Origin of the sequence: Desulfonatronum zhilinae (assembly GCF_900182865.1) — a bacterium.
Taxonomy (GTDB): Bacteria; Desulfobacterota; Desulfovibrionia; order Desulfovibrionales; family Desulfonatronaceae; genus Desulfonatronum; species Desulfonatronum lacustre.
The window spans coordinates 147,608-168,815 of sequence record NZ_FXUJ01000005.1 but is presented as its reverse complement, the minus strand read 5'-3'; the positions used below and the strand labels follow the sequence as shown (position 1 = coordinate 168,815).

At 62.4% G+C, this 21,208-nt stretch carries 17 protein-coding genes; 10 read left to right on the top strand and 7 right to left on the bottom strand.

All coding sequences use genetic code 11. The features are described 5' to 3' along the window. A partial coding sequence (locus tag AC559A_RS06585) for a proton-conducting transporter transmembrane domain-containing protein (RefSeq protein WP_498816958.1) occupies window positions 1–465 on the top strand: 465 nt, incomplete at its 5' end. A 324-nt stretch (window positions 466–789) separates the two neighbouring features. Then, window positions 790–2,058 carry an Ig domain-containing protein gene (locus AC559A_RS06580; RefSeq protein ID WP_498816956.1) on the top strand — a complete coding sequence of 423 codons (1,269 nt, stop codon included), beginning with the start codon at window positions 790–792 and terminating at the stop codon, window positions 2,056–2,058. A gap of 121 nt (window positions 2,059–2,179) precedes the next feature. Here AC559A_RS06580 and AC559A_RS06575 read toward each other — a convergent pair whose 3' ends face one another. After that, window positions 2,180–3,013, bottom strand: coding sequence for an alpha/beta fold hydrolase (locus AC559A_RS06575; protein WP_498816955.1), 834 nt, complete (start codon window positions 3,011–3,013; stop codon window positions 2,180–2,182). Between the two features lie 60 nt (window positions 3,014–3,073). After that, window positions 3,074–4,807, bottom strand: a complete 1,734-nt coding sequence (locus tag AC559A_RS06570; RefSeq protein ID WP_498816953.1) for a uracil-xanthine permease family protein — start codon at window positions 4,805–4,807, stop codon at window positions 3,074–3,076. Window positions 4,808–4,930: 123 nt separating this feature from the next. Between AC559A_RS06570 and AC559A_RS06565 the strand changes: the two genes are divergently transcribed. The 5 genes from AC559A_RS06565 to AC559A_RS06545 all read left to right on the top strand — a co-directional run bounded on the left by AC559A_RS06565 (window position 4,931) and on the right by AC559A_RS06545 (window position 8,732). Continuing rightward, a complete protein-coding gene (locus AC559A_RS06565) occupies window positions 4,931–6,340 on the top strand; it encodes an exo-beta-N-acetylmuramidase NamZ family protein (protein ID WP_498816952.1) in 1,410 nt (469 codons plus the stop codon). Between the two features lie 179 nt (window positions 6,341–6,519). Then, complete coding sequence (locus tag AC559A_RS06560) at window positions 6,520–6,789, top strand: amphi-Trp domain-containing protein (RefSeq protein ID WP_498816950.1); 270 nt, start codon at window positions 6,520–6,522, stop codon at window positions 6,787–6,789. Continuing rightward, window positions 6,786–7,520, top strand: coding sequence for a SagB/ThcOx family dehydrogenase (locus AC559A_RS06555; RefSeq protein ID WP_498816948.1), 735 nt, complete (start codon window positions 6,786–6,788; stop codon window positions 7,518–7,520). The genes AC559A_RS06560 and AC559A_RS06555 overlap by 4 nt, the downstream gene beginning before the upstream one ends. A 353-nt stretch (window positions 7,521–7,873) precedes the next feature. Beyond that, entirely contained in the window at window positions 7,874–8,305 is a 432-nt protein-coding gene (locus AC559A_RS06550; protein ID WP_498816946.1) for a type II toxin-antitoxin system Phd/YefM family antitoxin, read from the top strand. Continuing rightward, window positions 8,295–8,732 carry a putative toxin-antitoxin system toxin component, PIN family gene (locus AC559A_RS06545; protein WP_498816964.1) on the top strand — a complete coding sequence of 146 codons (438 nt, stop codon included), beginning with the start codon at window positions 8,295–8,297 and terminating at the stop codon, window positions 8,730–8,732. The genes AC559A_RS06550 and AC559A_RS06545 overlap by 11 nt, the downstream gene beginning before the upstream one ends. 75 nt (window positions 8,733–8,807) lie before the next feature. Here AC559A_RS06545 and AC559A_RS06540 read toward each other — a convergent pair whose 3' ends face one another. Further along, entirely contained in the window at window positions 8,808–9,059 is a 252-nt protein-coding gene (locus tag AC559A_RS06540) for a hypothetical protein (protein ID WP_498816944.1), read from the bottom strand. A 92-nt stretch (window positions 9,060–9,151) separates the two neighbouring features. Beyond that, entirely contained in the window at window positions 9,152–9,592 is a 441-nt protein-coding gene (locus AC559A_RS06535; RefSeq protein WP_028573356.1) for a universal stress protein, read from the bottom strand. Window positions 9,593–9,855: 263 nt separating this feature from the next. Here AC559A_RS06535 and AC559A_RS06530 point away from each other — a divergent pair, with 263 nt between their 5' ends. Beyond that, window positions 9,856–10,365: a peptidylprolyl isomerase gene (locus AC559A_RS06530; protein ID WP_498816942.1), complete on the top strand. Its 510-nt coding sequence runs from the start codon at window positions 9,856–9,858 to the stop codon at window positions 10,363–10,365. Window positions 10,366–10,419: 54 nt separating this feature from the next. Here the strand turns inward: AC559A_RS06530 and AC559A_RS06525 are convergent, their stop codons facing one another. Next, window positions 10,420–11,592 carry an Sfum_1244 family protein gene (locus AC559A_RS06525; protein ID WP_498816940.1) on the bottom strand — a complete coding sequence of 391 codons (1,173 nt, stop codon included), beginning with the start codon at window positions 11,590–11,592 and terminating at the stop codon, window positions 10,420–10,422. 177 nt (window positions 11,593–11,769) lie between these two features. Between AC559A_RS06525 and AC559A_RS06520 the strand changes: the two genes are divergently transcribed. Both AC559A_RS06520 and AC559A_RS06515 read left to right on the top strand, forming a co-directional pair. Continuing rightward, on the top strand, window positions 11,770–13,008 hold the full coding sequence (locus AC559A_RS06520; RefSeq protein WP_498816939.1) for an efflux RND transporter periplasmic adaptor subunit: 1,239 nt from the start codon (window positions 11,770–11,772) through the stop codon (window positions 13,006–13,008). Beyond that, window positions 13,005–16,322 carry an efflux RND transporter permease subunit gene (locus AC559A_RS06515; RefSeq protein WP_498816937.1) on the top strand — a complete coding sequence of 1,106 codons (3,318 nt, stop codon included), beginning with the start codon at window positions 13,005–13,007 and terminating at the stop codon, window positions 16,320–16,322. Before AC559A_RS06520 ends, AC559A_RS06515 begins: the two co-directional genes overlap by 4 nt. Before the next feature lie 206 nt (window positions 16,323–16,528). Here AC559A_RS06515 and AC559A_RS06510 read toward each other — a convergent pair whose 3' ends face one another. Together AC559A_RS06510 and AC559A_RS06505 are read right to left on the bottom strand one after the other, a co-directional pair. Further along, the gene (locus tag AC559A_RS06510) at window positions 16,529–19,684 is read right to left on the bottom strand and encodes a tetratricopeptide repeat protein (RefSeq protein WP_498816935.1); all 3,156 of its coding nucleotides are present in this window, start codon (window positions 19,682–19,684) and stop codon (window positions 16,529–16,531) included. Window positions 19,685–20,013: 329 nt separating this feature from the next. Beyond that, window positions 20,014–21,027, bottom strand: coding sequence for a sigma-54 interaction domain-containing protein (locus AC559A_RS06505; RefSeq protein WP_498816934.1), 1,014 nt, complete (start codon window positions 21,025–21,027; stop codon window positions 20,014–20,016). Window positions 21,028–21,208 lie beyond the last annotated feature (181 nt).

Below are 21,208 nucleotides of genomic sequence, written 5' to 3'. Positions count from 1 at the left end.
GTCTACCTCTTAATGAACCTGGCCTGCTTCTGGGTGATCTGCCGTTTGTCCACGGACGGCCGCAACCTCAAGCTGGATGACTTAAACGGCCTGTACCAGCGTTCCCCCGGTCTGGCCCTGGTCCTAGCCGTGTCCGCCTTCGCCCTGGTGGGCCTGCCGCCCACAGCAGGGTTCATGGGCAAGCTGTTCCTGCTCAACTCCGCCTGGATGGAAGGCTACCATTGGCTAGTGATCATCGCGGTGCTCAACTCGGCCATCGCCATCTACTACTACCTGAACTTGGTCCGCCACGCCTACACCCGCGACGCGCCAACCGACGTGCCGGCCGAGGCACTGGCCGTGCCCAACCCCGGCCTGCTCTGGGGTGGACTGCTCGCCGCCGCCGTGCTCTGGCTCGGTGTCGCCCCGGGCACCCTGTTTTCTTTTGCCCAGCTGGCCGGAGCAACGGTAGGGGTAGGGCCGTAGCTACCAACTCAACAATTTGATCATGGCTTCACGCCCTCTCCGGACTGTCCGGAGAGGGCGTTGCTTTTGTTTATTCCAACCGAAATCCATGTCCATTGTCCGGTAATGCGGCGAGCAGCAGCATTACACGGGTTCGTCACTATTTAGGGTGAAAGTGACCCAAACCCCAAGGAGTCAAAACACCGCACTTTGCATTGAAGCACATGGAACTATTTTTGCTTAATACACATTACTTGCTGAACCGGCTATCCCACAATCTGGTGATAAACACCAGAAATCCTTGAATTAATGGCGCATCACACGCAAACCTCGCGGAGCATGACTATGTCCACGTTTCTGACTCGCTTGATTCTCGTTCTAGTTTTGTCCTTGATTCTCTTGAGTTGCGGCGGAGGCTCTTCGGGTTCGAACAGCGACGATCCGCCAGCACCGCCACCACCAGCCAACGCCGTTTCATTAGCGGCGGACCCCGTGGAGGTCGGCAGAGGATCGCCCAGCCTGATCACCGCCAGCCTTGGCGAGGAAGTCGAAGGCGCCAAACACAACCGGCCGGTCAACTTTGAAATCAAGATCAATGAAAGTGGCGGAGAGATAGAGTCCGCAGACCAACAAACAGACGAACAAGGCCGCGCACGAGCAATCTACCGAGCGGGCAATGGTGGAGGAACCGACGTACTTCGGGCCATCATTCCTCCATATGGTGACTCCACGGTAAACATCAAGGTTTTTCACGTGGATCCGGTTCGCCAGTCTCTGAAGATTACCGCTGATCCAAACAAAGTGGACATGGACGGGGTCAGCAAAATCACCGCCACGCTCACCGACAAGGACGGACCGGTTCCAGGGGTTGTCGGCACGTTTTCCTTTGTCAGCAATCCGTCCGGGGGACGACTCGCCGCCACCGACCGATCCACTGGTCCCGACGGGGCGATCATCGCGAATTATCGGGCAGGCAATCGTCCAGGGGTGGACATCGTCCAGGCCAGTTTCGGACCAAGCATCTCGGCCACGGTCAACATCACCGTGGACAACCCCACGGCCACCATCACGGTTTCCCCTACCACCCTTCCGGCGGCCGAGCAGTTCGTTCCGTATTCCAGTTTGCTGACCGCTTCCGGGGGTAGGCCGGACTATAGTTTTAGCGTGGCCACCGGCTCCGCCATGCCCCCAGGCGTCACGCTCGGTGCCAACGGAGTGGTTACGGGCAACGCCGGTACAATGCGACCCGGCACCTATAGCTTCGTGGTCCAGGTCCAGGACTCGGCTGGAAGAGTCAAGCTGCAAACCATCAACCTGGTCGTCAACGAACCCAGTTCGGATCTCGAGATTACGACGAGCCAACTCAATGAAATCACGATCGGCGTTCCATATAGCGATCGGCTTGAAGCATCCGGCGGACGACAGCCTTACGTATGGTCGGTGGCAACAGGATCCAGTCTGCCGGCATGGCTCACCCTCACCGCCAACGGAATCATCAATGGAACTGCCCCCGCGACCACTACGCCGGGCGAAGTGAGCTTCATCACCCAGGTACTGGATGCAAACGGAACCATCCGCACAAATCGGATCACGGTGGACGTGCAAACTCCATAGCCAATACAGTCAACTCCATCCTCAAGCCCTGGTTTGCTTCGGCGTCCCCGAGACGAACCAGGGCTTTTCCATGCCCGATCCCTTCCCCTCCGCCATCTTGGATAACCACCCCGGCGGCACTTCACTCCAAAGTCAAAAAACCGCCGATCATTCCGGCCAGCCGTTCCGGCTCCTGGTACATCACCCCGTGCCCGCCACCCTGAATTTCGACGGCCCGGGCGCGGGGCAGGGCCTGGGTCAGGATATGGGCGTTTCCCGGGGGGATGACCCGGTCTTCGGTTCCGGTGATGATCAGGGCGAGGATGGGGATGGTTGAAAGTCGGTCGCAGGCGCCGGGCCAGGTACGCAGGGTTCGGGCCTGGCGCTGGATGTGGGCGTCGATGATCGGGGCGGTGATAGGGGGAAGGTATGCGGAGGGGTCGGGGTTTTGACGCAGCCAGGCTTGAGGAAAGAGGTTTGTCAGCATGCGCTGGATGCGTTCTTCCAGGGTTCCGGAAAGGTCGGTCAGGGAATTCCAGATCGCGTCGTCCGGCCAGATCGCGGCCTCGCCGCCGCACGAGGCGGTCAAAAGGATCAGCCTGTTCACCCGGCGCGGATGGCCTAGAGCCAGTTCCTGGGCGATGAACGCGCCCATGGACCAACCCAGGACAGAGGCCTTTTCGATATCCAACCCGTCCAACAAGGCCAGTGTATCGTCGGCGAACAATTCGATGGAGTACGGCGCGTCCGAGGAGCCGCTGAACCCCATGCCCCGGTTGTCGAACACGATCACCCGGCGGTCTCGTGCCAAATGGTGAATCAGAACCGGAGGCCACATCTCCATCAACCCGCCGTAGCCCATGATCAGCACCAGGGGCTCAGAGGCTTCCCCTCCGGCCTCGAACGGCCCGAACTCCCGGTAAGTGATCTGAATGTCCCCCGCCGTCACCAAGCCGGTCTCGTACAACTCACTCACTCCGCTCGCCTCCCTTGCCACCTCCCCACCTTCATACCTTCCCTCCCTGCCATACGCGCCTCAGTGTTCGAAGACCATCCGCACCCGGTGCTTGTGCCCGGTGCTTTCCAGGCGCACCGTGTCCGCGTACTGGCTGATCAGATAGCCGGAGAGCCTGGCGAAGGCCTGGTCGTCCTTCAAAAGCTGCTCGGGACTGGGCCGATGGTGGCTCAGAATGACCGGCTCTCCCTGGTAGGTCATGTCCACTTGAACCTGAAACTCGTCAAAGTACGCCGCCAAGAGAACTTCTTCGCCCTGGGACAACCCCTGTCCGACCAGCGACTCGTGCAGTTCCGCGGCCGCGGCCGCAGCTTTGCGGATCACCTCGGGCCGGGCTCCCCACTTGCCGCCCAGGTCCAGAAAAAAATCGTAGATTTTTTGCCCTGAACCATTGGCGGCGCTCAGGAGCAGTTCGGCCCGGTCGCCGATGCCGATGCGAAAAAGCAGGTTCAAAAGCACCCCGGTCACCGCGGTCAGGGCAATGGACGAGCCGAAGATGGGCTTGAACTGGTCGGGCAGAGGCGCGTAGATCTCCGGGGCCACCAGTACGCTCATGCCCATGATCAGGGAAATACCGACAACGAAGGTCTTTCTGGAGTCGATCATTCGGGTCATGACGATGGACCAGCCGGTGACGATCATGAAGCAAGCGGCGTAGATGATGATCGCGCCGATCACCGGAACGGGCATATTGCTCAGGACGTAGGCCGGTTGGGGCATAAACGCCAAGGCGATGAAAAAAATCCCCGTGGCGTGGCCGATGTAGCGGCTTGTGGCCCCGGAGGCGTAGGACATGCCGATGTTGGAGGAGGACGCGGCCAGCCCGGTTCCGCCCAACAAGCCGGCCGCTGCGGTGCCCAGCCCCTCGGCGTTGATTCCGCGTTGCACGGACTGCATGTCCACCCGCTTCCAGTCCAGGTCGTTGATTTTTTGGCAGGTGATCACGTCGCCGGTCAGTTTCAGGGACGAACAGATCATGGCGATGAGAAAAGGCAGGATGAACGCGGGGTCAAAGGCCAGCCCCGGATGGACGATCTGGGGCAGCGCCACCAGGGGCAGTTCCCCCAGTCGGTCGCGCATCCCCACGGGCAGCACCCCCAGAACGTAGGCCGAGCCGTAGCCGAAGATGATCCCCAAGAGGATCGAGTAAAGCTTGAAGCCCCGTTTGCCCCAGACCGTGAACCCGACGATGGTTGCCAGAGTGCCCACGCCCACTAGGACTTCGCTCACTTCGATCAGCGTGTCCTCGCGGCCCAGCCCGAACAGGGACTTGACGGCGTACGGGGCCAGGGCCAGACCGACCATGGCCACCACCAGCCCGGCCACTTCGGGAGGGAACAGGGTGCGCAGCCTGCCGACGACACGGGCCAGCAGGATCTGCATGACCCCGGCCGCGGCGGTCATGCCGCAGACCAGGGCAAGACCGCCGACCTGGGCCGCGCTGATGGAGGCCTGGAAATAGATGAAGGAACTGGTGTGCAGGCAAAAATAGCCCGAGCCGATTCCCCACTTCCTGGTGGCCTGAAGAATGCTGGCCAGCCCTCCGGCGATCAGGCCGACGCTGACCAGGGACCGGGTCTGGGCCGCGTCCGCGCCCAGGGCCTGGGCGAAAAACACGGCGGCCATCAGGCTGGAGATCAGCAGCGCGCCGTGCTCCACGCCGAGAACCGCCAGGGTCCAGACCGAGGGCCGATCGTTAACCCCGTAGAGCAGGTTTGGGGGCTTTCGCGCTTGAATGATTTTTCGTTTTCCCATAGCAGATTCCATTGGTGACCCGTTCACATCGTGAAAGGGCCGTGGGCGCCCCCGACGTCGAACCGTGAAGACGTTGCCCGCATCACTGATAAACCTGTCGTCGATACCAGGCAAGGTCACTTCATGACGCATTTGTTTTCCGTATTGGTGTTTTTTTTCCTGCTGACGGGAATCAGCGGCTGCTCCGCCATCACGTCCCGGACGTCCCCCGCTCCCGTGCCGTCTTCCGTGCCCTCTACCGGTCCATCCACCGCGCATTCCACTTTCGCGTCTCCAGCCGGAGACGGGAGTTTCACCCGGACCACTGAGTCTCGCGTGATCCTCGGCGTGGACGTCCTGCTGGACCGGGACTGGCGGACCACGGTGCGCGGAGCGGACGGCGGGCAGGTGATGATCTCGTTTTTCGATTTGCTGCTCAAGGGACGCACCGTGGGCCTGCTGACCAACCCCACCGGGGTGGACGCCAAACTGCGCTCGACCATCGACCTGCTCCACGAGCATCCCGACGTCCGCCTGGGGGCCCTGTTCGCCCCGGAGCACGGCATTCGCGGGGACATCTACGCCGGGGAGGCCGTGACCGACGACGTGGAGCCCCTGACCGGGGTGCCGGTATACAGCATCTACCGCCGCAAACCCACCCCGGCCATGCTGGCCGGACTGGACGCGGTGCTCTACGACATCCAGGACATCGGGGCCAGCTCCTACACGTACATCTACGCCATGGCCGACATGATGGCCGCCTGCGCCGAGGCCGGGGTTCCGTTCATCGTCCTGGACCGGCCCAACCCCATCGGCGCGGATTTCGTGGACGGCCCGGTGCTGGACACGAGCCGGTTCCGCAGCGGCATCGGGCAGTACGACATCGCCTCCCTGTACGGGATGACCCCCGGCGAGCTGGCCTGGATGCTGAACAGCGAGTTCCTGGCCAAACCCTGCCAGCTGTCCATCATCCCCATGGCCAACTACCGGCGGACCATGCGCTACCCGGATACCGGCCTGCCCTGGGTGCCCACCTCCACGCACATCCCCTGGCCCATTTCGGCGGTGCATTACAGCCTGACCGGCGTGCTGGGCGAAACGCGGGGCGGCCTGAACATCGGAGTGGGCTACACCCTGCCCTTCGAGTGTCTGGCCGCGCCCTGGATGGACCGCCACAAGCTGGTGGCGGCCATCAATGCCCGAAACATCCCCGGGCTGCGCGCCCGCCCCATCTCCTACGTTCCGGGCTACGGCGGCCATGCCGGACAAACCGTACACGGCGCGCACCTGGTGGTCACCGATCCCCTGGCCCTGCGCCCCATGACCGCCCAGATCACCCTGATGACCATCCTCCAGAATCTCTACCCGGAACGCAAACTCTTCGACAATCCGGGCATCCGGGAAAGCCTGTTCGACCGGGCCCTGGGCACGGACCAAATCCGGCTCATGGTCGCCCAGGGCGCGGACGCCGAAGCCATCGAACGGGCCATCGCTCCAAGACGGGACCGGTTCAAGGAGTTGCGGCGGAAATATTTGTTGTATGAGCCGAGGTGAGCCAAGGGGAGAGAAGGATGGGATTCAGGAGCCAGGAGTCAGAAGGCAGGGGCAGGGGCAGAAATCAGGATCGGGAGTGTGACAGAGGCGCAATCCCGACAAAGAAATGTGCTTGATGAGAGCTGAGTCACTAAACCGTTAAACCGTTAAACCGTTGAACCCCAAAAAGGGAGGCCGACATGGAAGAATTGCTGTTCAAAAGCGAAGAACCCAAAAGCCGGGGCGATGTAGCGGCGTTTCTGCGGCAATTGGCGGACAAGGTCGAGGCGGGGGAAGTGATTTTGCGGCAGGGAGACCAGGAACAACAGGTCCGGATTCCCCAAAACCTGGTCCTGGAAACCAAGCTGGAGCGGGAAACCAAGCGAGACGGCCAGAAAATGAGCCTGGAAGTGGAACTGGAATGGCGGCCCGGCGGCGGATCGGCGACCAGCGGCGTCGAGCTGGCATGAGGGCCTGGCCCATGTCCCGGGACATGCCCTGGAGCGGCCTGAAGGTGGCCGCCGCACTTCTCTGCCTGGTGTTCTGGGGTGTTGCCTGCAATGCTGATCAGCAATCCGGAGGTGAGGCCATGCCCACACCGCAAGCCATCCAACTCCCCGAACCGGCCCTGTCCGGCCCCGTCTCCCTGGAGGAAGCCCTGGCCCTGCGCCGCTCCGTGCGCGGCTTCAGCGACCACCCCGTAACCCCGGCCGAGATCGGCCAACTGCTCTGGGCCGCCCAGGGCGTCACCGAGCCCCGGCGGGGGCTGCGCACGGCGCCCTCGGCCGGGGCGACCTATCCCCTGAAGATCATCGTCATCGTCGGGCGGGCCGAAGGCCTCGCCCCTGGCGCGTACCGCTACGCGCCAGGACGTCATGATCTCATCCCGGTACTCCAGGAGGACCAGCGGCAGTCCCTGGCCCGGGCCGCCCTGAACCAGTCCGCCCTGCTCCAGGCTCCGGTCACCTTCGCCGTCACCGCGGTCCACGCCCGGACCGAAACCCGCTACGGCCGCCGCGCGATCCGCTACGTGGACATGGAAGCCGGCCATGCCGCCCAGAACCTGTCCCTGCAGGCCGTGGCCCTGGGCCTGGGCAGCGTGGTCATCGGCGCATTCGACGACCGGGACGTGGCCGCCCTGCTGAACCTGTCATCCGTCGAAGCCCCGTTGTACCTGATCCCGGTGGGCAAGCCGCGGTAGGGGCGGACCTGGGTGTCCGCCACCGCGCGGATTGCCTGCCCACCGTCTGGAGCAGTTGCCCCGGCGACCGTCAATCCAACCCTTCGCCCATTATCAACGCGACGCTGGTCCTTTCCTGGAAGACCGTGCTACGCGTGCTTGGACGTGACACCTCCCTCAAATTCCAACATTGTCCCCCTCCGGATGCATCTCATAGCTTCCCGCATGAACTGTCATGATCAGAGGCCACGGTCAGCAAGCGCATAAAATCCCCTTCTCTATAAGCCGTTGCCCTGCGCGACCGGGTAATCCTGAACGAGTATACCGTTTCAATTTCAGGACGCGGGGACGGATCGGCCGAAAAGTCGTCCACCATGAGCAGGGTGAACTTGCCGGACTGGATGTTTCATGAAGATGAAAATAACTCTCATCCGCAGATTACGCGGATTGCACGGATGAAGAAAAAAAGAGGGGGGGGGGGGGGGCAAGAACCCTTGACCGAATCGAACGATTCGGTCAAAATGATCAAAAAATTATACAACCAGGGAGGCAAAATGCATACCTACACCGCAAACGAGGCAAAAACCCATTTTGGCGAATTTCTTGATCGCGCTCAGCGCGAACCGGTCGGCGTCATGCGGCACAACAGGATGGTCGGGGTGATGGTCAATCCCCAGGACTATGAAGCCATGCGCGCATTTTACGCCGACCGTCTCCGCCAAACCCTGGACCAGTCCGCCAGAGAAGCGGCCGCTGCCGGACTGACTAGCGATACCCTCGAAAAACTCCTTGCCGATGAAAGCTGAACGGCAACGGCCGTTGGTCGTACTCGACACCAATATCTGGATCAGCGCGGCCCTGTCCCGTGAAGGCTGCCCGGCCCAACTGGCGCGAGCCGTTCTGGGCCTTGGCCAACCTGTTTTTTCCGAGGCCACCTTTGCCGAATTGCAAACAAGACTCTGGCTGCCCAAGTTTGACCGCTACATCAGCATGGAATTGCGCCACTCCATATTGCACGACCTCCGCGCCGCCGGGCAATGGATACGTGTTCCCGAAGGCATCGCATCGCAATCCTTTTGCCGGGATGCGTCCGACGACATGTTCATCCATGCCGCCCTTGCCCCGCAGGCCGAATGGCTGGTTACCGGCGACCACGACCTTTTGGCCGTCAAACCTCTGCCGGGACTGCGTATCCTGACTGCCCAAGAAGCCTTGGAGCAGCTATTTTTGTAACTGCTCAACAAAATTCATGTTTTGCTTTCTCCCGCACAAAGAAAAGCACGGTATACCCGTTCTCCTTATGATTGTTCAGGTTCTGGCCGGCCTGGCTGTGTTGCGTTGATCTCCAGCAGTACGTTTTTCTTGCCCGGGATCAGTTGCGTAGCACGTGCAAAGGCTCGGCAGCACTCCCAGGTGGGCCAGGATCGTCTTGCAGATTTCCCGCTGCCTGTCTGGATCGGCTTCTTCCCGTAATATCTGTCTGATCACCTTGGCCAGAAAATCCGCATATCTGGCAGGCTGTTCCTCCGAGCCGCACCCCATGCCCAGAACCAGGACCAAGCCTAGGTCTAGGCCAGGGGGCGAAATAAAACAAACGGGCCGGATCGTCAGCAAGACGACCCGGCCCGTTTACGTTTACGTTTGAACCGAGGCTAACTCGGACGCACCGCCACCACCGGGCAAGGAGCTTGGCGGAGCACCTTTTCGGCCACCGAGCCGAACAGCAGGCGATCCATGCCCTTGCGCCCGTGGGTGCCCATCACGATCATGTCAGCCTGCTCTTCCTTGGCGCAATTCAGGATTTCCTCGGAAAAGTCGCCGCAGGTCACCTTGGCCCGACAATTCATGTCGCTGAAATGGCGCTCCATGAATTCGGCCAGAGTCTTTTCCCCTTCCGAAACCATGGTCGTGCAAAACGTTTCCATGGAGTTCATCGGGATGCCGAAGTCGGCGTAGATGGTTCCGGACGGAACCACATGGATGCAGACGACTTCCGCGTCCAGTGGCTTGGCCAGAGATTTCGCGTAGTCCGCCACCTTTTCGCTGACGGATGAGAAATCCACCGCGCACAGAATCTTCTTAATGTTCGACATGGGACACCTCCTCTGGATTTTGCATCCAACTCGACGCGGATGCGATACCTCCGCGCTGATCCAAGCGAACGCGGAGCCGATTCGTGTGACACCGATTAGTTGAACCGCCGAAAATGAGCATGCGGCTCTGCACCCTTTGTCTTTTACGGACATCTTCAGTATGACCGTCCGCATAAGGAAAAGCAAGGTTCAAAGAGCTTTCCGGGAAGTCTTCCCGCATATTCATCCGACCATATCATCCCGCACGACATGGAGAACCGCTGATGGACAATCCGTTCGTCCTCATCGAAACCAATTTGGGCGACCTGCTCATTGAACTGTATCCGGACAAGGCCCCGCGTACCGTGGCCAATTTTCTGCAATACGTCGACGCCAAGCATTACGACGGGACCATTTTTCACCGAGTGGTCCGCGGATTCGTCATCCAAGGCGGCGGGTACGACCGCGGACTGAACAAGAAACCCACGCTGGCCCCCATCCCCAACGAGGCCAAGGGCGGGCTGTCCAACGTCAAGGACAGCGTGGCCATGGCTCGGGCACCGGAAAAGGATTCCGCCACGGATGAATTCTTCATCAATGCCGCGGACAACGGCCCGGACCTGGACCACCAGGACGATTCCGACGACGGCTACGGCTACGCGGTCTTCGGCCAGGTTGTGGAAGGCTCGGACGTGGTCAAGAAGATCAACTGGAAGGTGGTCAAGGCCAGCGGAGACTTTCCGGAACTGCCCAAGGACGAGGTGTATATCGTTTCCGCCCGACGCTTCGAATGATCCGCCCCTCCAGACGAACGCGGACCATTCAAAGCAAAAGCCCGACCTCGCGATTTAACCTCCCCCGCGAGAACTCTTTGCTCTGGCCTCGGCCACGTCCATGCCGTTGCTTTCCCCTTCCGCCTCCACGTCCATCCCATCGACAATCCCCAGAGGCCGGATCACGTCCTCGATGATTCGGTCCACGGTCCGAGCGTGATTAAACGGGTCGGCGGCGGCGTGGATGTCCACCAGTCTGGCGGCCAGGTCTCGGCCCGCGGCATGGGCCTTGCGCCGGACCCGGTCCACCTCGCTCCAGTTTCCGGAGCGGATGAAGTCTGGAAACACGGTGAAGATGTCCGGAAAGAGCATCTTGGAAAGAGGCCGCATCATGGCCAGGTACAGCCCCAGGGACGGTTTGCGGTCTTCCTGGATCATCCGGGCCAGCAGGCCCTGGGGGTGGGTGTCGGCCAGGAGGTCCTTGACCGCCCGGATGAACACCTCGGCCAGGGTCTGGCAGGTGTTGGCCACCATCTGGTGCCAGACGTCGCCGGGGAAAGCATCCTCCAGGGCCTCGCCGATCTCGTGATGCACCCAGAGTTGCAGTTCCTCGGCCACCATCCGCTGGTAGACCGTCCCGTAGTTACCCGGACCATGCAGCAGATCCCGCGTATTCAGGCCGTACCCGGCCAGGGCGTAGTCCAGGGCCGGGCGAACCGAGGGCCGCTGTTCCTGGATCACATCCCAGAGCAGGCAGGCCATGGCGTGGCGGCGGGCGATGATCCGCTCGCCCTGGCGCATCACCGGGGACGCAAAAATGTCCCGGCACAACTCGTGGTCCACCGTGTACACCCGCAGCCCTTCGACCAATTGCGATTCCACCGGCTCGGCCAGCAAAAAGCTGGGCTTCATCCCCAGCACGTAGCCCGCGCCGTAGAGCAGGTTCCGGGACGCCAGCCGCTCGTTGACCCGTTCCACCTCGAACGGGTCCAACTCCTCGCCGTCCAGGTTTAATGACTCACTGCTTTGCCCTTCCAGCTTCTGCCACAACTCTTCCCGCTGCTCCACCCAGTCCAGAATCAGCCCGTGTTCCGGCTCCTCCCAAGGGGCCAGCCCGGTTTCCCACTTGTAGAGCTCCCGCATCCGCAGCAACAGCCCGCACAGGGAAAACGCGCCGCTGAAATTGGCGTCGGAAATGGAACAGTTGTACTGCACCTGTTCCTGTAAGGTTTGGATTGCCGTGAGCACCAAAGGCCTCCTCGTTTTGCGGTGACGTCGCGATCAAGATGCTTTTCTAAACCTTCCGCCCCCGCCTTTCAATGAACCCGACCGCTCCGGACGTATTTGACAAGATGCGGACCATACGTCGATAAGACAACCTTCGGTAATGCATCCCGCTTCCGAAAAAACAACACCCTTTCCCCTATGCCGCGCATCTTCCCCCGCCCGCTGCTTTTCCTTCCCCTCATCGTGCTGATCCTGCTGCTGAGCGGAGCATGGTTGTTGTTTAAGGACGCCCCGCCCGAACCATCCTCGCCCGGCGTCCGGAGTGGCGCCCAGAGCGACTTTCTGAACAGTCTCCAGGGCGGCGTTCTGCCCCCAGGCACGGAAACTACCGTTGCGCTACGAGCCGCCGTACCGGCCTGGATTGAGGCCGTGGGCGAGATTCGGCCCAGGGTCGAGATCGCGGTCAGCGCCCAGGTTCAGGCCGAGGTCCGGCGTGTCCTGGTCCGTCCGGGGCAACGGATCCGGCGGGGGGAAACCCTGTTGGAATTGGACGACCGGGAACTCCAGTCCCGCCTGGCCCAGGGCCGCCACGACCTGGAAGCCCTGGGCTCCGCGCTGAAGCGGGCACATCAGGGCCAGGAAAAGGCCCAGGCCGGATTCGACCTGGCCCAATCCGACTTTGCCCGGATCGAAGCCCTGCACGCCCAGGGCGCGTCCGCCGCCCAGGAACTGGACCACGCACGGGCCGCGTTTCTGGCCGCCAGAGCCGAGAGCGGCCAGGCCGGGCAAAGCATCCAGGAACTGGAAGCCCAGCAGTCGCGTCTGGAGCAGCGGATTCAGGAACTCACAGTGGCCCTGGGCCATACCAGCATCACGGCTTCCGAGGAGGGGATCATCGCCCGGCGCTCCGTTGAGCCGGGCGATGTGGTCCAGCCGGGGCGGACCCTGCTCTTGCTGCACAGTCCGGATTCGCGCCTGGAGGTCCAGGTGCCGGAACGGTTTCACCAGATGATGACCGTGGGAACGGGGTTCACGGCCCGGGTGGACGCCCTGGACCGGGAGTTCCCCGTGGTGGTGGACGAGGTCGAACCTCTGGCGGCGACGGACTCGCGGACCTTTCTGGTCAAGCTGGTCCCCGCTTCCCCGCCACCTGCCGATGCGGCCCTCCCCAGGACCACCGACATCCCGGACACGAATCCGCGGCCCGGCATGTTCGTCCGGCTGCATATCCCCATGCCCGCGCAACCAATGGTCCTCGTGGATTCCCGGGCCGTGCTCCGCATCGGGCAACTGGAGCTGGCCGCCGTGGTCCATGACGATTCCACCTACATCTTGCGCCACCTGCGCCTGGGCCGCGTCCATGACGACCAAGTCGAGGTTCTCTCCGGCCTGGACGGTGGCGAACGGCTCTGGCTGCATCCCGCTCCCGGATCATGACGTCTTCCGCCTCTCCTCAGCCACCCACCCGCCAGGCCACCCGCTTGGCCACCCGCCCTCCTGGGCTCGTCCCGGCCCTGGTGGCCCCGTTTCTCTCCTCGCATCTGGCCGGGGTGTTTCTGGTTCTGGCCCTGGCCCTGGGGGTCGCGGCCCTGCTGGTCACGCCCCGGGAGGAAGAGCCCCAGATCGTGGTGCCCATGGCCGACGTGATCGTCCAGGCTCCGGGGGCCGGACCGGAAGAAGTGGAGAAGCTGGTGGCCACGCCGCTGGAAAAGCTGCTCTGGCAGATCGACGGGGTGGAGTACGTCTACTCCGTGTCCCGGCGGGATCAGGCCGTGGTCACGGTCCGGTTTTTCGTGGGCGAGGACCGGGAGCGTTCCCTGGTCAAGCTGCACAACAAGATCACCATGCACGAGGATCAGGTCCCGCCGCTGGTCACCGACTGGCTGATCCGGCCCGTGGAAATCGACGACGTGCCCGTACTCACCCTGACCCTGTACTCCCCGACCCGGTCCGACTTCGAGCTGCGCCGAATCGGGGAGGAGTTCCTATCCCGGCTGTCCGAAGTCCCGGACGTGTCCCGGGCCGAAATCGTCGGGGGCCGGCACCGGGAAATCCGGGTGGAACCGGACCCGTCGCGCATGGCCGGGCACGGAGTGACGTTCGCCGACCTGGAGCGCGTGCTGACCGCGGCGGACACGGCGCTCAGCGCCGGATCCCTGCTCCGGGGCAACCGGGAACTGAACGTGTTGGGGGACGGACGGTTCACCTCCGCGGCGGACGTGGCCGGGGTGGTGGTGGGCGTGTACCAGGACCGCAATCAGGCCCGACCGGTGCACCTCCGGGACGTGGCCCGGGTTCTGGACGGCCCCTGCGAGCCGACCGGCTATACCCGCATCCGCTTCGGCGATACGCAAGCCCGGAACCTGCCCGAGGGTGGACGACGGGGCGGACGGGGCGGACATTCCCTGGAAATGCCCGCCGTGACCCTGGCCCTGGCCAAACAGCGCGGGGCCAACGCCGTGGCCGTGACCCGGGGCATCCTGGATGCGGCCCAGACCCTGCGCCCCCTTGTGCTGCCCGAGGACGTGCATCTGGAAGTCACCCGGGACTACGGTCAAACCGCCCAGAACAAGGTCAATGATCTGCTCTGGTCCCTGGTCTTCGCCGTGTCCACGGTGGTGATCGTGCTGGCCCTGACCATGGGCTGGCGGGCCGCCCTGGTGGTGGCCGTGGCCATTCCGGTCAGTTTTTCCCTGGCCCTGTTCAGCAGCCACCTGCTGGGCTACACCATCAACCGGGTGACCCTCTTCGCCCTGATCCTCTCCCTGGGTCTGGTTGTGGACGACCCGATCACCAACGTGGACAACATCCGCCGGCACATGCGCCTGAACCACCCCGGCCCGGCCTGGGCCACGCTCAGTGCCGTGGCCGAGGTCTTCGTGCCGGTGATCATGTCCACCCTGGCCATCATCGCCTGCTTCCTGCCGCTGTTCTTCATCACCGGGATGATGGGCCCGTACATGGCCCCCATGGCCGCCAACGTGCCCCTGACCGTGATCTTCTCCACGATCTGCGCCCTGACCATCGTCCCCTGGCTCTGCCACCTGCTGCTGCGCCGTAAAATGCGACCCGCCGCCAATCCTCCTCCCGCCCCGGCCGCCGATGCCAACGCTATAAACGCTACCGGGGTGCCGGACTGGGTCCTGCGCGCCTACCGCACCGTGGTCGGCCCGTTTCTGGACCATCGCGTCCTGCGCGTGGCCCTGGTCGGCGTGGTCCTGGCCCTGCTGGTCCTGGCCGCGTCCCTTGCCGCGCTGCGCCTGGTTCCCCTGAAAATGCTGCCCTTTGACAACCGCGACGAGTTCCAGGTGGTGGTGGACATGCCCGAGGGCACGCCCCTGGAAACCACGGACGCGGTGCTCCGGGACATGGCCGCCTACCTGGCCGGACTGCCCGAAGCCGTGAGCGTGCTCAGCTTCGCCGGCATGGCCTCGCCCATGGACTTCAACGGGATGGTCCGCCGCTACTATGCCCGGGAGGGTGGCCACCTGGGCGACATCCGGATCAATCTGACGCCCAAAGGCGAACGCCGCCGCCAAAGCCACGAGATCGTCCTCTCCGTGCGCAACGACCTGGAACACATCGCCAGGCAGTGGTCGGCCACCATCCAGATCGTGGAAATCCCTCCCGGCCCGCCGGTCATGGCCACCCTGGTAGCGGAAATCTACGGCGGCCCGGAACAGCCCTACGGGCGTCTGTTCCAGGGCGCGGAGCATGTCCGGGACATGATGGAGGCCAAGGAGTTCGTGGTGGATGTGGACGACAGCCGCGTCGCTGCCCGCCTCAGGCTGACCTTCGTCCCGGACAGGGAAAAAGCCGGGCTGAACGGCCTGAGCGCCCGGGACCTGCTCCACGCCCTACGCATGGCCGCGGCCGGAACCACCCCGGCGACGATCCAAAGCCCCCACGAACGCCAGACCCTGCCCGTACGAGTGATCCTGCCCCGGGAGCTGCGCGTCTCCCCGACGGATATGGAGGCTCTGCACGTGCGCGGAGCGGATGGAAGCATGCTCCCTCTGGGCGAGCTGGGCCAATTTGTCCGGGAAATGGAAGAACAGCCCATCCTGCACAAGAATCTGCGCCGGGTGGTCTACGTCACCGCGGAAACCGCGGGTCTGCCTCCGGCCGAGGCCGTGCTGGACCTGCAAGCCAAGCTGCGCGCCTCTCCGCCGCCCCAAGGCATCGATGTGGTCTGGACCGGGGAGGGGGAATGGAAGATCACCGTGGATGTCTTCCGGGATCTGGGCTTGGCCTTTGGCGCGGCCATGGTCGGAATTTATCTGCTGCTGGTGGTCCAGACAGCGTCCCTGGCCCTGCCCCTGTTGATCATGACCGCCATCCCGCTGACCCTGATGGGCATCATGCCCGGATTCTGGCTGCTGAACCTGCTCACCGGCCGGGAGGTGGACGGTTTCGCGGACCCGGTCTTTTTCACGGCCACGGCCATGATCGGGATGATCGCCCTGGGCGGGATCGTGATCCGCAACTCCCTGGTGCTCATCGACTTCATCCGGGCCGCCGTGGAGCGGGGCCAGGACTTCAGGGATGCCGTACTCCAAAGCGGGGCCATCCGCCTCCAGCCCATCGTACTCACCGCCTTGACCACGGCCCTGGGCGTCTGGCCCATCACCCTGGACCCGGTCTTCTCCGGCCTGGCCTGGGCCCTGATCTTCGGCCTGATCGCCTCCACGGTCTTTACCCTGGTACTGATCCCCGTGGCCTACTACGTCCTGTTCCGGAACAGATCATAGAAGCCGAAATATCTGGAACTATTGTATCTACTCAGCACATTTCACCTCCGCTCTTGTTCCGGCAATCGGGGTCGGTATCGGTATCGGTTTCGAAACAGGAAAAATTAAGAACGCATCCCAGCGTTTTCGATCCCGATTCCGATTCCGACCCCGACAGCAGCATTGCTTTGTGCTGAGTAGTTACGAACTATTTTGAGAAACAGGCCCTAATAAAAACGACCCGCGCTGTCTTCCAGGGTACGTCCCTGGAGGGCGGAGGCGGCCAAGCGCCCGTAGAGGCCTTGGGGGTCTTCGGCTTTCAAGTCTTCCAGAACGGCTTTCCATTCGGCGTGGTTCTGGGCGCGCTGATAGAGTTGAGCCAGACGATAGCGGCTCATGCTCCAGTCCGGGTCGGAACGGTCGATGAGTTGGTCCAGTTCCAAGGCCCAGGCCAGGGCTTCCTGGAGCCGACCGGTGCGTTCCGTGACCTGGGTCAGCCAGGTTACGGCATCCCTGATCTTGCCGGGGTCCTCCCGGTCCAGCAGCAACAGGCTCAGAGCTTCCTGGGCGTAGAGGTAAACGCGTTCGAAATTTTCCTCCTGCATGGCCGTGCGGGCCAGAAAGTACAGGGCATAGCCGCGCTGGGCGTCGGTCAGGTCGAAGTCTTCGGCCAGCCCGCGCCAAAGCGGCCGGGCCTCCTCGGAGCGGCCCAGGTTTTCCATGGCCAGGGCCACGGAATAGGTCAGCTCCCGCCGCTGCGGCCCGGGCAGGTCGTCCCGTAGTGGAGCCAGGTCCACGATGCGCGTCCACTCCTGCTGTTCCAGAAAAATTCCCAGAATCAACTCCAAAGCCGCGATTTGCAGCTCCTTGGGCGTGTCCTCCCGAAGGTAGGGCCTGGCCAAGGCTATGGCCTGCTCCAGATCGCCGGCGCTCCAGTAGGCCATGGCCAAGCCGAGCTGAGTCCTCGGAGACAACTCATCCAACAAGTCGTGAAGAAAGACATTCTCGTCCCACTGCTCCAAAATCTCGGGATATCGTCCGTCCGCCGCGTTGCGCTCCACCAACTGCGTGAACGCTTCGGTCCCTACTTCCAAAGCCTTGGGAACCAGAGAATGGTTGGGTTGATTCGCCAAGAACTCACTGACGACCATCAAGCTGTCCTCGAGCCGCTTGTTCCATATCTGCCAGATGGCCAGCTTGATCGTGGCCACCGCGGCCAGGGGGCTGTCCGGGTGTTTGGAAATAATTTCAGAATAAACCTCCGCGGCCCTGCGCGTGGCAAACATATCGTCCAGACTGGGTTCATCATGGATCCCGCCCTCCACCAGACGCATCTTGGCGATCAAGCCGCCCTCCTGGTCCGGGAAGAGCTCCGCGGCCCGTTCAAATACTCGTCTGGCCGGATCCGACTGCCCGGAAAGCAGATAGATGTCCCCGATCCGGGCCAACAGCATATGAGCTTCCGGGGTGTCCGGCATCAGGTTGTAATAGGTCAGCAAACGCTGCTTCGCCGAGTCCAGCGCGTTGACGCGCAAGGCGATGATTCCGGCCAACTCCAGCAGTTCGGGTTCGTCGATATAGTATCTGGGCCAGCGCTTCTCCATAAAATCCATGATCTGGAATGCCTGTTCGTCATAGCCCAGGGCGTTCAAGGCCTTGGCCAATCCCACCGAGGATTGCTGGGCGATGGAATGCTCCGGATGATTCTGAACCACGATCTGGAAGTGATCCGCGGCTTGATCGTAGTCCCCCCGTTCCAGAAAAAACTGTCCGAGATAGTACTCCGCGGTGGGCACAAGAGGATCATGGGGATAGTCGCGCTTGAGCACGTTGAAATACGCCTTGGCCTCCGGCAGGTTGTTCACCCGCAAATGAAGCACTCCCAGGTTGCGTAAGGCCAGGGCGGTCCTCTGGGATTTTGGGTTGAAGTTCATGGCCCGTTCATAGGCGTGGGCGACGGGTCCGAAATTATCGGCCAGATCAGCCTGGTGCAGACCGAACAAGGCGTCGCCGATGTTGTAAAGCACCTCCTCCCGCACCGCGTCCGACAGGTCCGGCAGATTGGAAAGAGCACGCAAGGCCTCGATGGCCACATCGAACTCCGAATTCATCATCGCTGCTCTGGCCGATGACAGCAACCGCTGATATTTCGCGTCCGGGTCCTCGGCCCGCTCCGGCGCGAAGGGAGCGGGAGAAGGCTCCGGCTCCGGAGGCGATTCGAGCTGGTCCGGCAGGGCGTCCGGTTCCTCCGCGACCTCCGCGACCTCCGCGGGCGATTCAGAAACCGCCTCTACCGCGGGAGCAGATTCGGCGTCTTCCTCACGCGCCGTCTCGGCTTCCATCACCGGCTGACGGAGAATAGGCTCCCGGCGCATCGCAGGTTCAGCTTGCCGCGTGACATCGGGCACGACCGGGAGCGGCTCAACCATTGGTTCAGTTGGTGGGTCGGTTGGTGCTTCCGCTGGGGGCTCGTCCGATGGCTCGGCTGGGGGCTCGATTTGTCGCTCAACGGCTCGTTCAGCGATCGGAGCCACTGGGGCTGCTTGTTCCGGGCCGACACGCGAAATCGGAGAGCGAACCGCGCTCAGGTCCTGGGTCTGGTCCTGGGTCTGGTCCTGGGTCTGTATCCGCGGAGAAACGGTATCCGACGCGGACGTGGGAGGAGCGGACGGCTCAATCTGTTCGGGAACAGCGGCGCGGATCGGTGCCCGGACTTGAGGTGTTTCATCCGTAGCCGTGGAAATCGGATCGGCCATGGAGACCGGGTCGTCGGTTTCGTCTTCCGGACGTTCCCGCAGTGGCCGACGAATCTCCCCCGTCATGCTGTCTGCAGGCGGCTCCGCCCTCGGGACGATCCGCTGGTCGGGCATCCCGCTCGGTTCAAAGGACGCCCGAGCTTGAGAAGAAGGAGGTGGAGGAGCGGCAGGGGGTGGTTCCGGAGGGCTTACCGCCGGGACCTCGGAAGGTTCGGGAACAGGTCCCGGGGCTGGTTCGGAGCGAGCCGGAAGCGCCGGAAGCGCTGGAGGCGCTGAGGGGGCTGGGCGCGGGGCGGTGTCCCGCCAGCGATTGCCCAAAGGGTCCGGGAAAAAGTCCACCAGCAACAGACCGGTGGAGGGATTGAATTGCGAGACGAAACCAAAAGCCTCGGTGCTTGTGCGCACCACGAGACCGGCGGGGTCCCGGAGAAAGGCCGTCAACAGCCGCGATCCTGCGGGAGAGGGCAGGACCAGCTCAGCCAGCTCACTTTGGCCCACGCCGGACAGTTCCAGCCGGACGACCCGGCCGTCGACACGACGCACCAGAGGAGCGGTCGGAGTCGTCGTGGTGTCCACCGGCAACTGTAATGTCACCTGCTCCCGCTGTGGATACTGTCGCAGGCTCATCTCCAAAGCCAAGACGGGTCCGACCCCGAAAGCAAGAACGAGTGCCGCCGCAATCCCGCACACGATCCAGAACGCAATCGTCGCGCTCCAGGCTGATGCCGCCGGTGCGAAACAGCAGGGCCGCCGGGTTTGCGGACGTCGTCGTGAAGCGGCTACATGGGGCTGGCTGGGATATACGGGCATGATGTCTTGAAAACCGACAGTTTCAGCATCGGAAACAAAAGAGTTTCCGGATGGAAACTACTTAGCAAAAAGCATGCTGAACCATGAAGAAGAGAAATAATCTCACTGCTCAGTCAGGCAAAACCGAGGCGTCGTCATGCCTGCGGTCAGCCGTTGGCGGCGTTGCGCTTCTTGAGCTTTTCGATCAGCGTGGTGCGCTTGATTCCCAGCAGTTCCGCCGCCTGATTTTTGACGCCCCCGCATTCCTCCAGGGCTTCCTGAAGCAGGCGGTCTTCGATCTCGTCCATGAACTCCTTCAACCCTCCGCTCTGACCGCGCAAATCCACCAGGGTCGGCCAGGCAAAGCCTTCCAGGGCGAGTTTCGGCTTCCGCTTCGGAACCTCATGGCCCACGAACTTCAGGATTTTTTCGGGCAAATCCTCTGGAGCGACTTCATTGTTCTCGCACAGAATGGAAATGCGCTCCATGAAATTTTCCAATTCCCGGACATTTCCGGGCCAAGGGTAGGCTATCAGAAAGTCCTGGGCCTTGGGCGACAAGCGCAACAACTCCCGTTGTTTTTGCTCGCAGAACACGTTCAGAAAGTGCTTCCCCAACAAGATGATGTCGTCGTCGCGTTCGCGCAGCGGGGGAAGGTGGATCGGAATCACGTTCAGACGATAGAACAAATCCTCCCGGAACCGCCCCTGGGCCACCTCCTGCTCCAGGTCCCGATTGGTGGCCGCGACGATGCGCACGTCCACCTTGGTGGTCACGGTCCCGCCGACCCGTTCGAATTCCTTTTCCTGGATCACCCGCAGGATCTTCACCTGCAGGGTCAGGTCCAGTTCCCCGATTTCATCCAGAAAAATCGTCCCGCCGTCGGCCATTTCGAAGCGGCCCATCCGGGATCGAATGGCATGCGTGAACGCGCCTTTCTCATGACCGAACAACTCGGATTCGAGCAGGTCCCTGGGGATGGCGCCGCAGTTGATGGGCACGAATGGCTTACCCTTGCGCTTGCTGTTGGCGTGCAGGGCGCGCACCAGCAGTTCCTTTCCAGTCCCGGATTCTCCGGTGACCAGAACGGTGCTGTCCGTGGGCGATACCTTGGCCAGCACGCCGAACACCTGCCGCAGACTGGGGCTCTCCCCGATGATTCCGGTCCGATCAACGCCCATGACGGAATACTCCTGAGTACTCTACTGGAAAAATGCTGATAAAACAGTCCTTCATCCAAAGACAGGATACGTGTCAACGTTCTGACACAAAGTCAAGCCCTGAACGATTTTTCAAATACATGCCACGATCGGCGAAATGGAGGAAAAGCCGGTGGTGCCAAAAAACAAGCCCGCGCTCGGC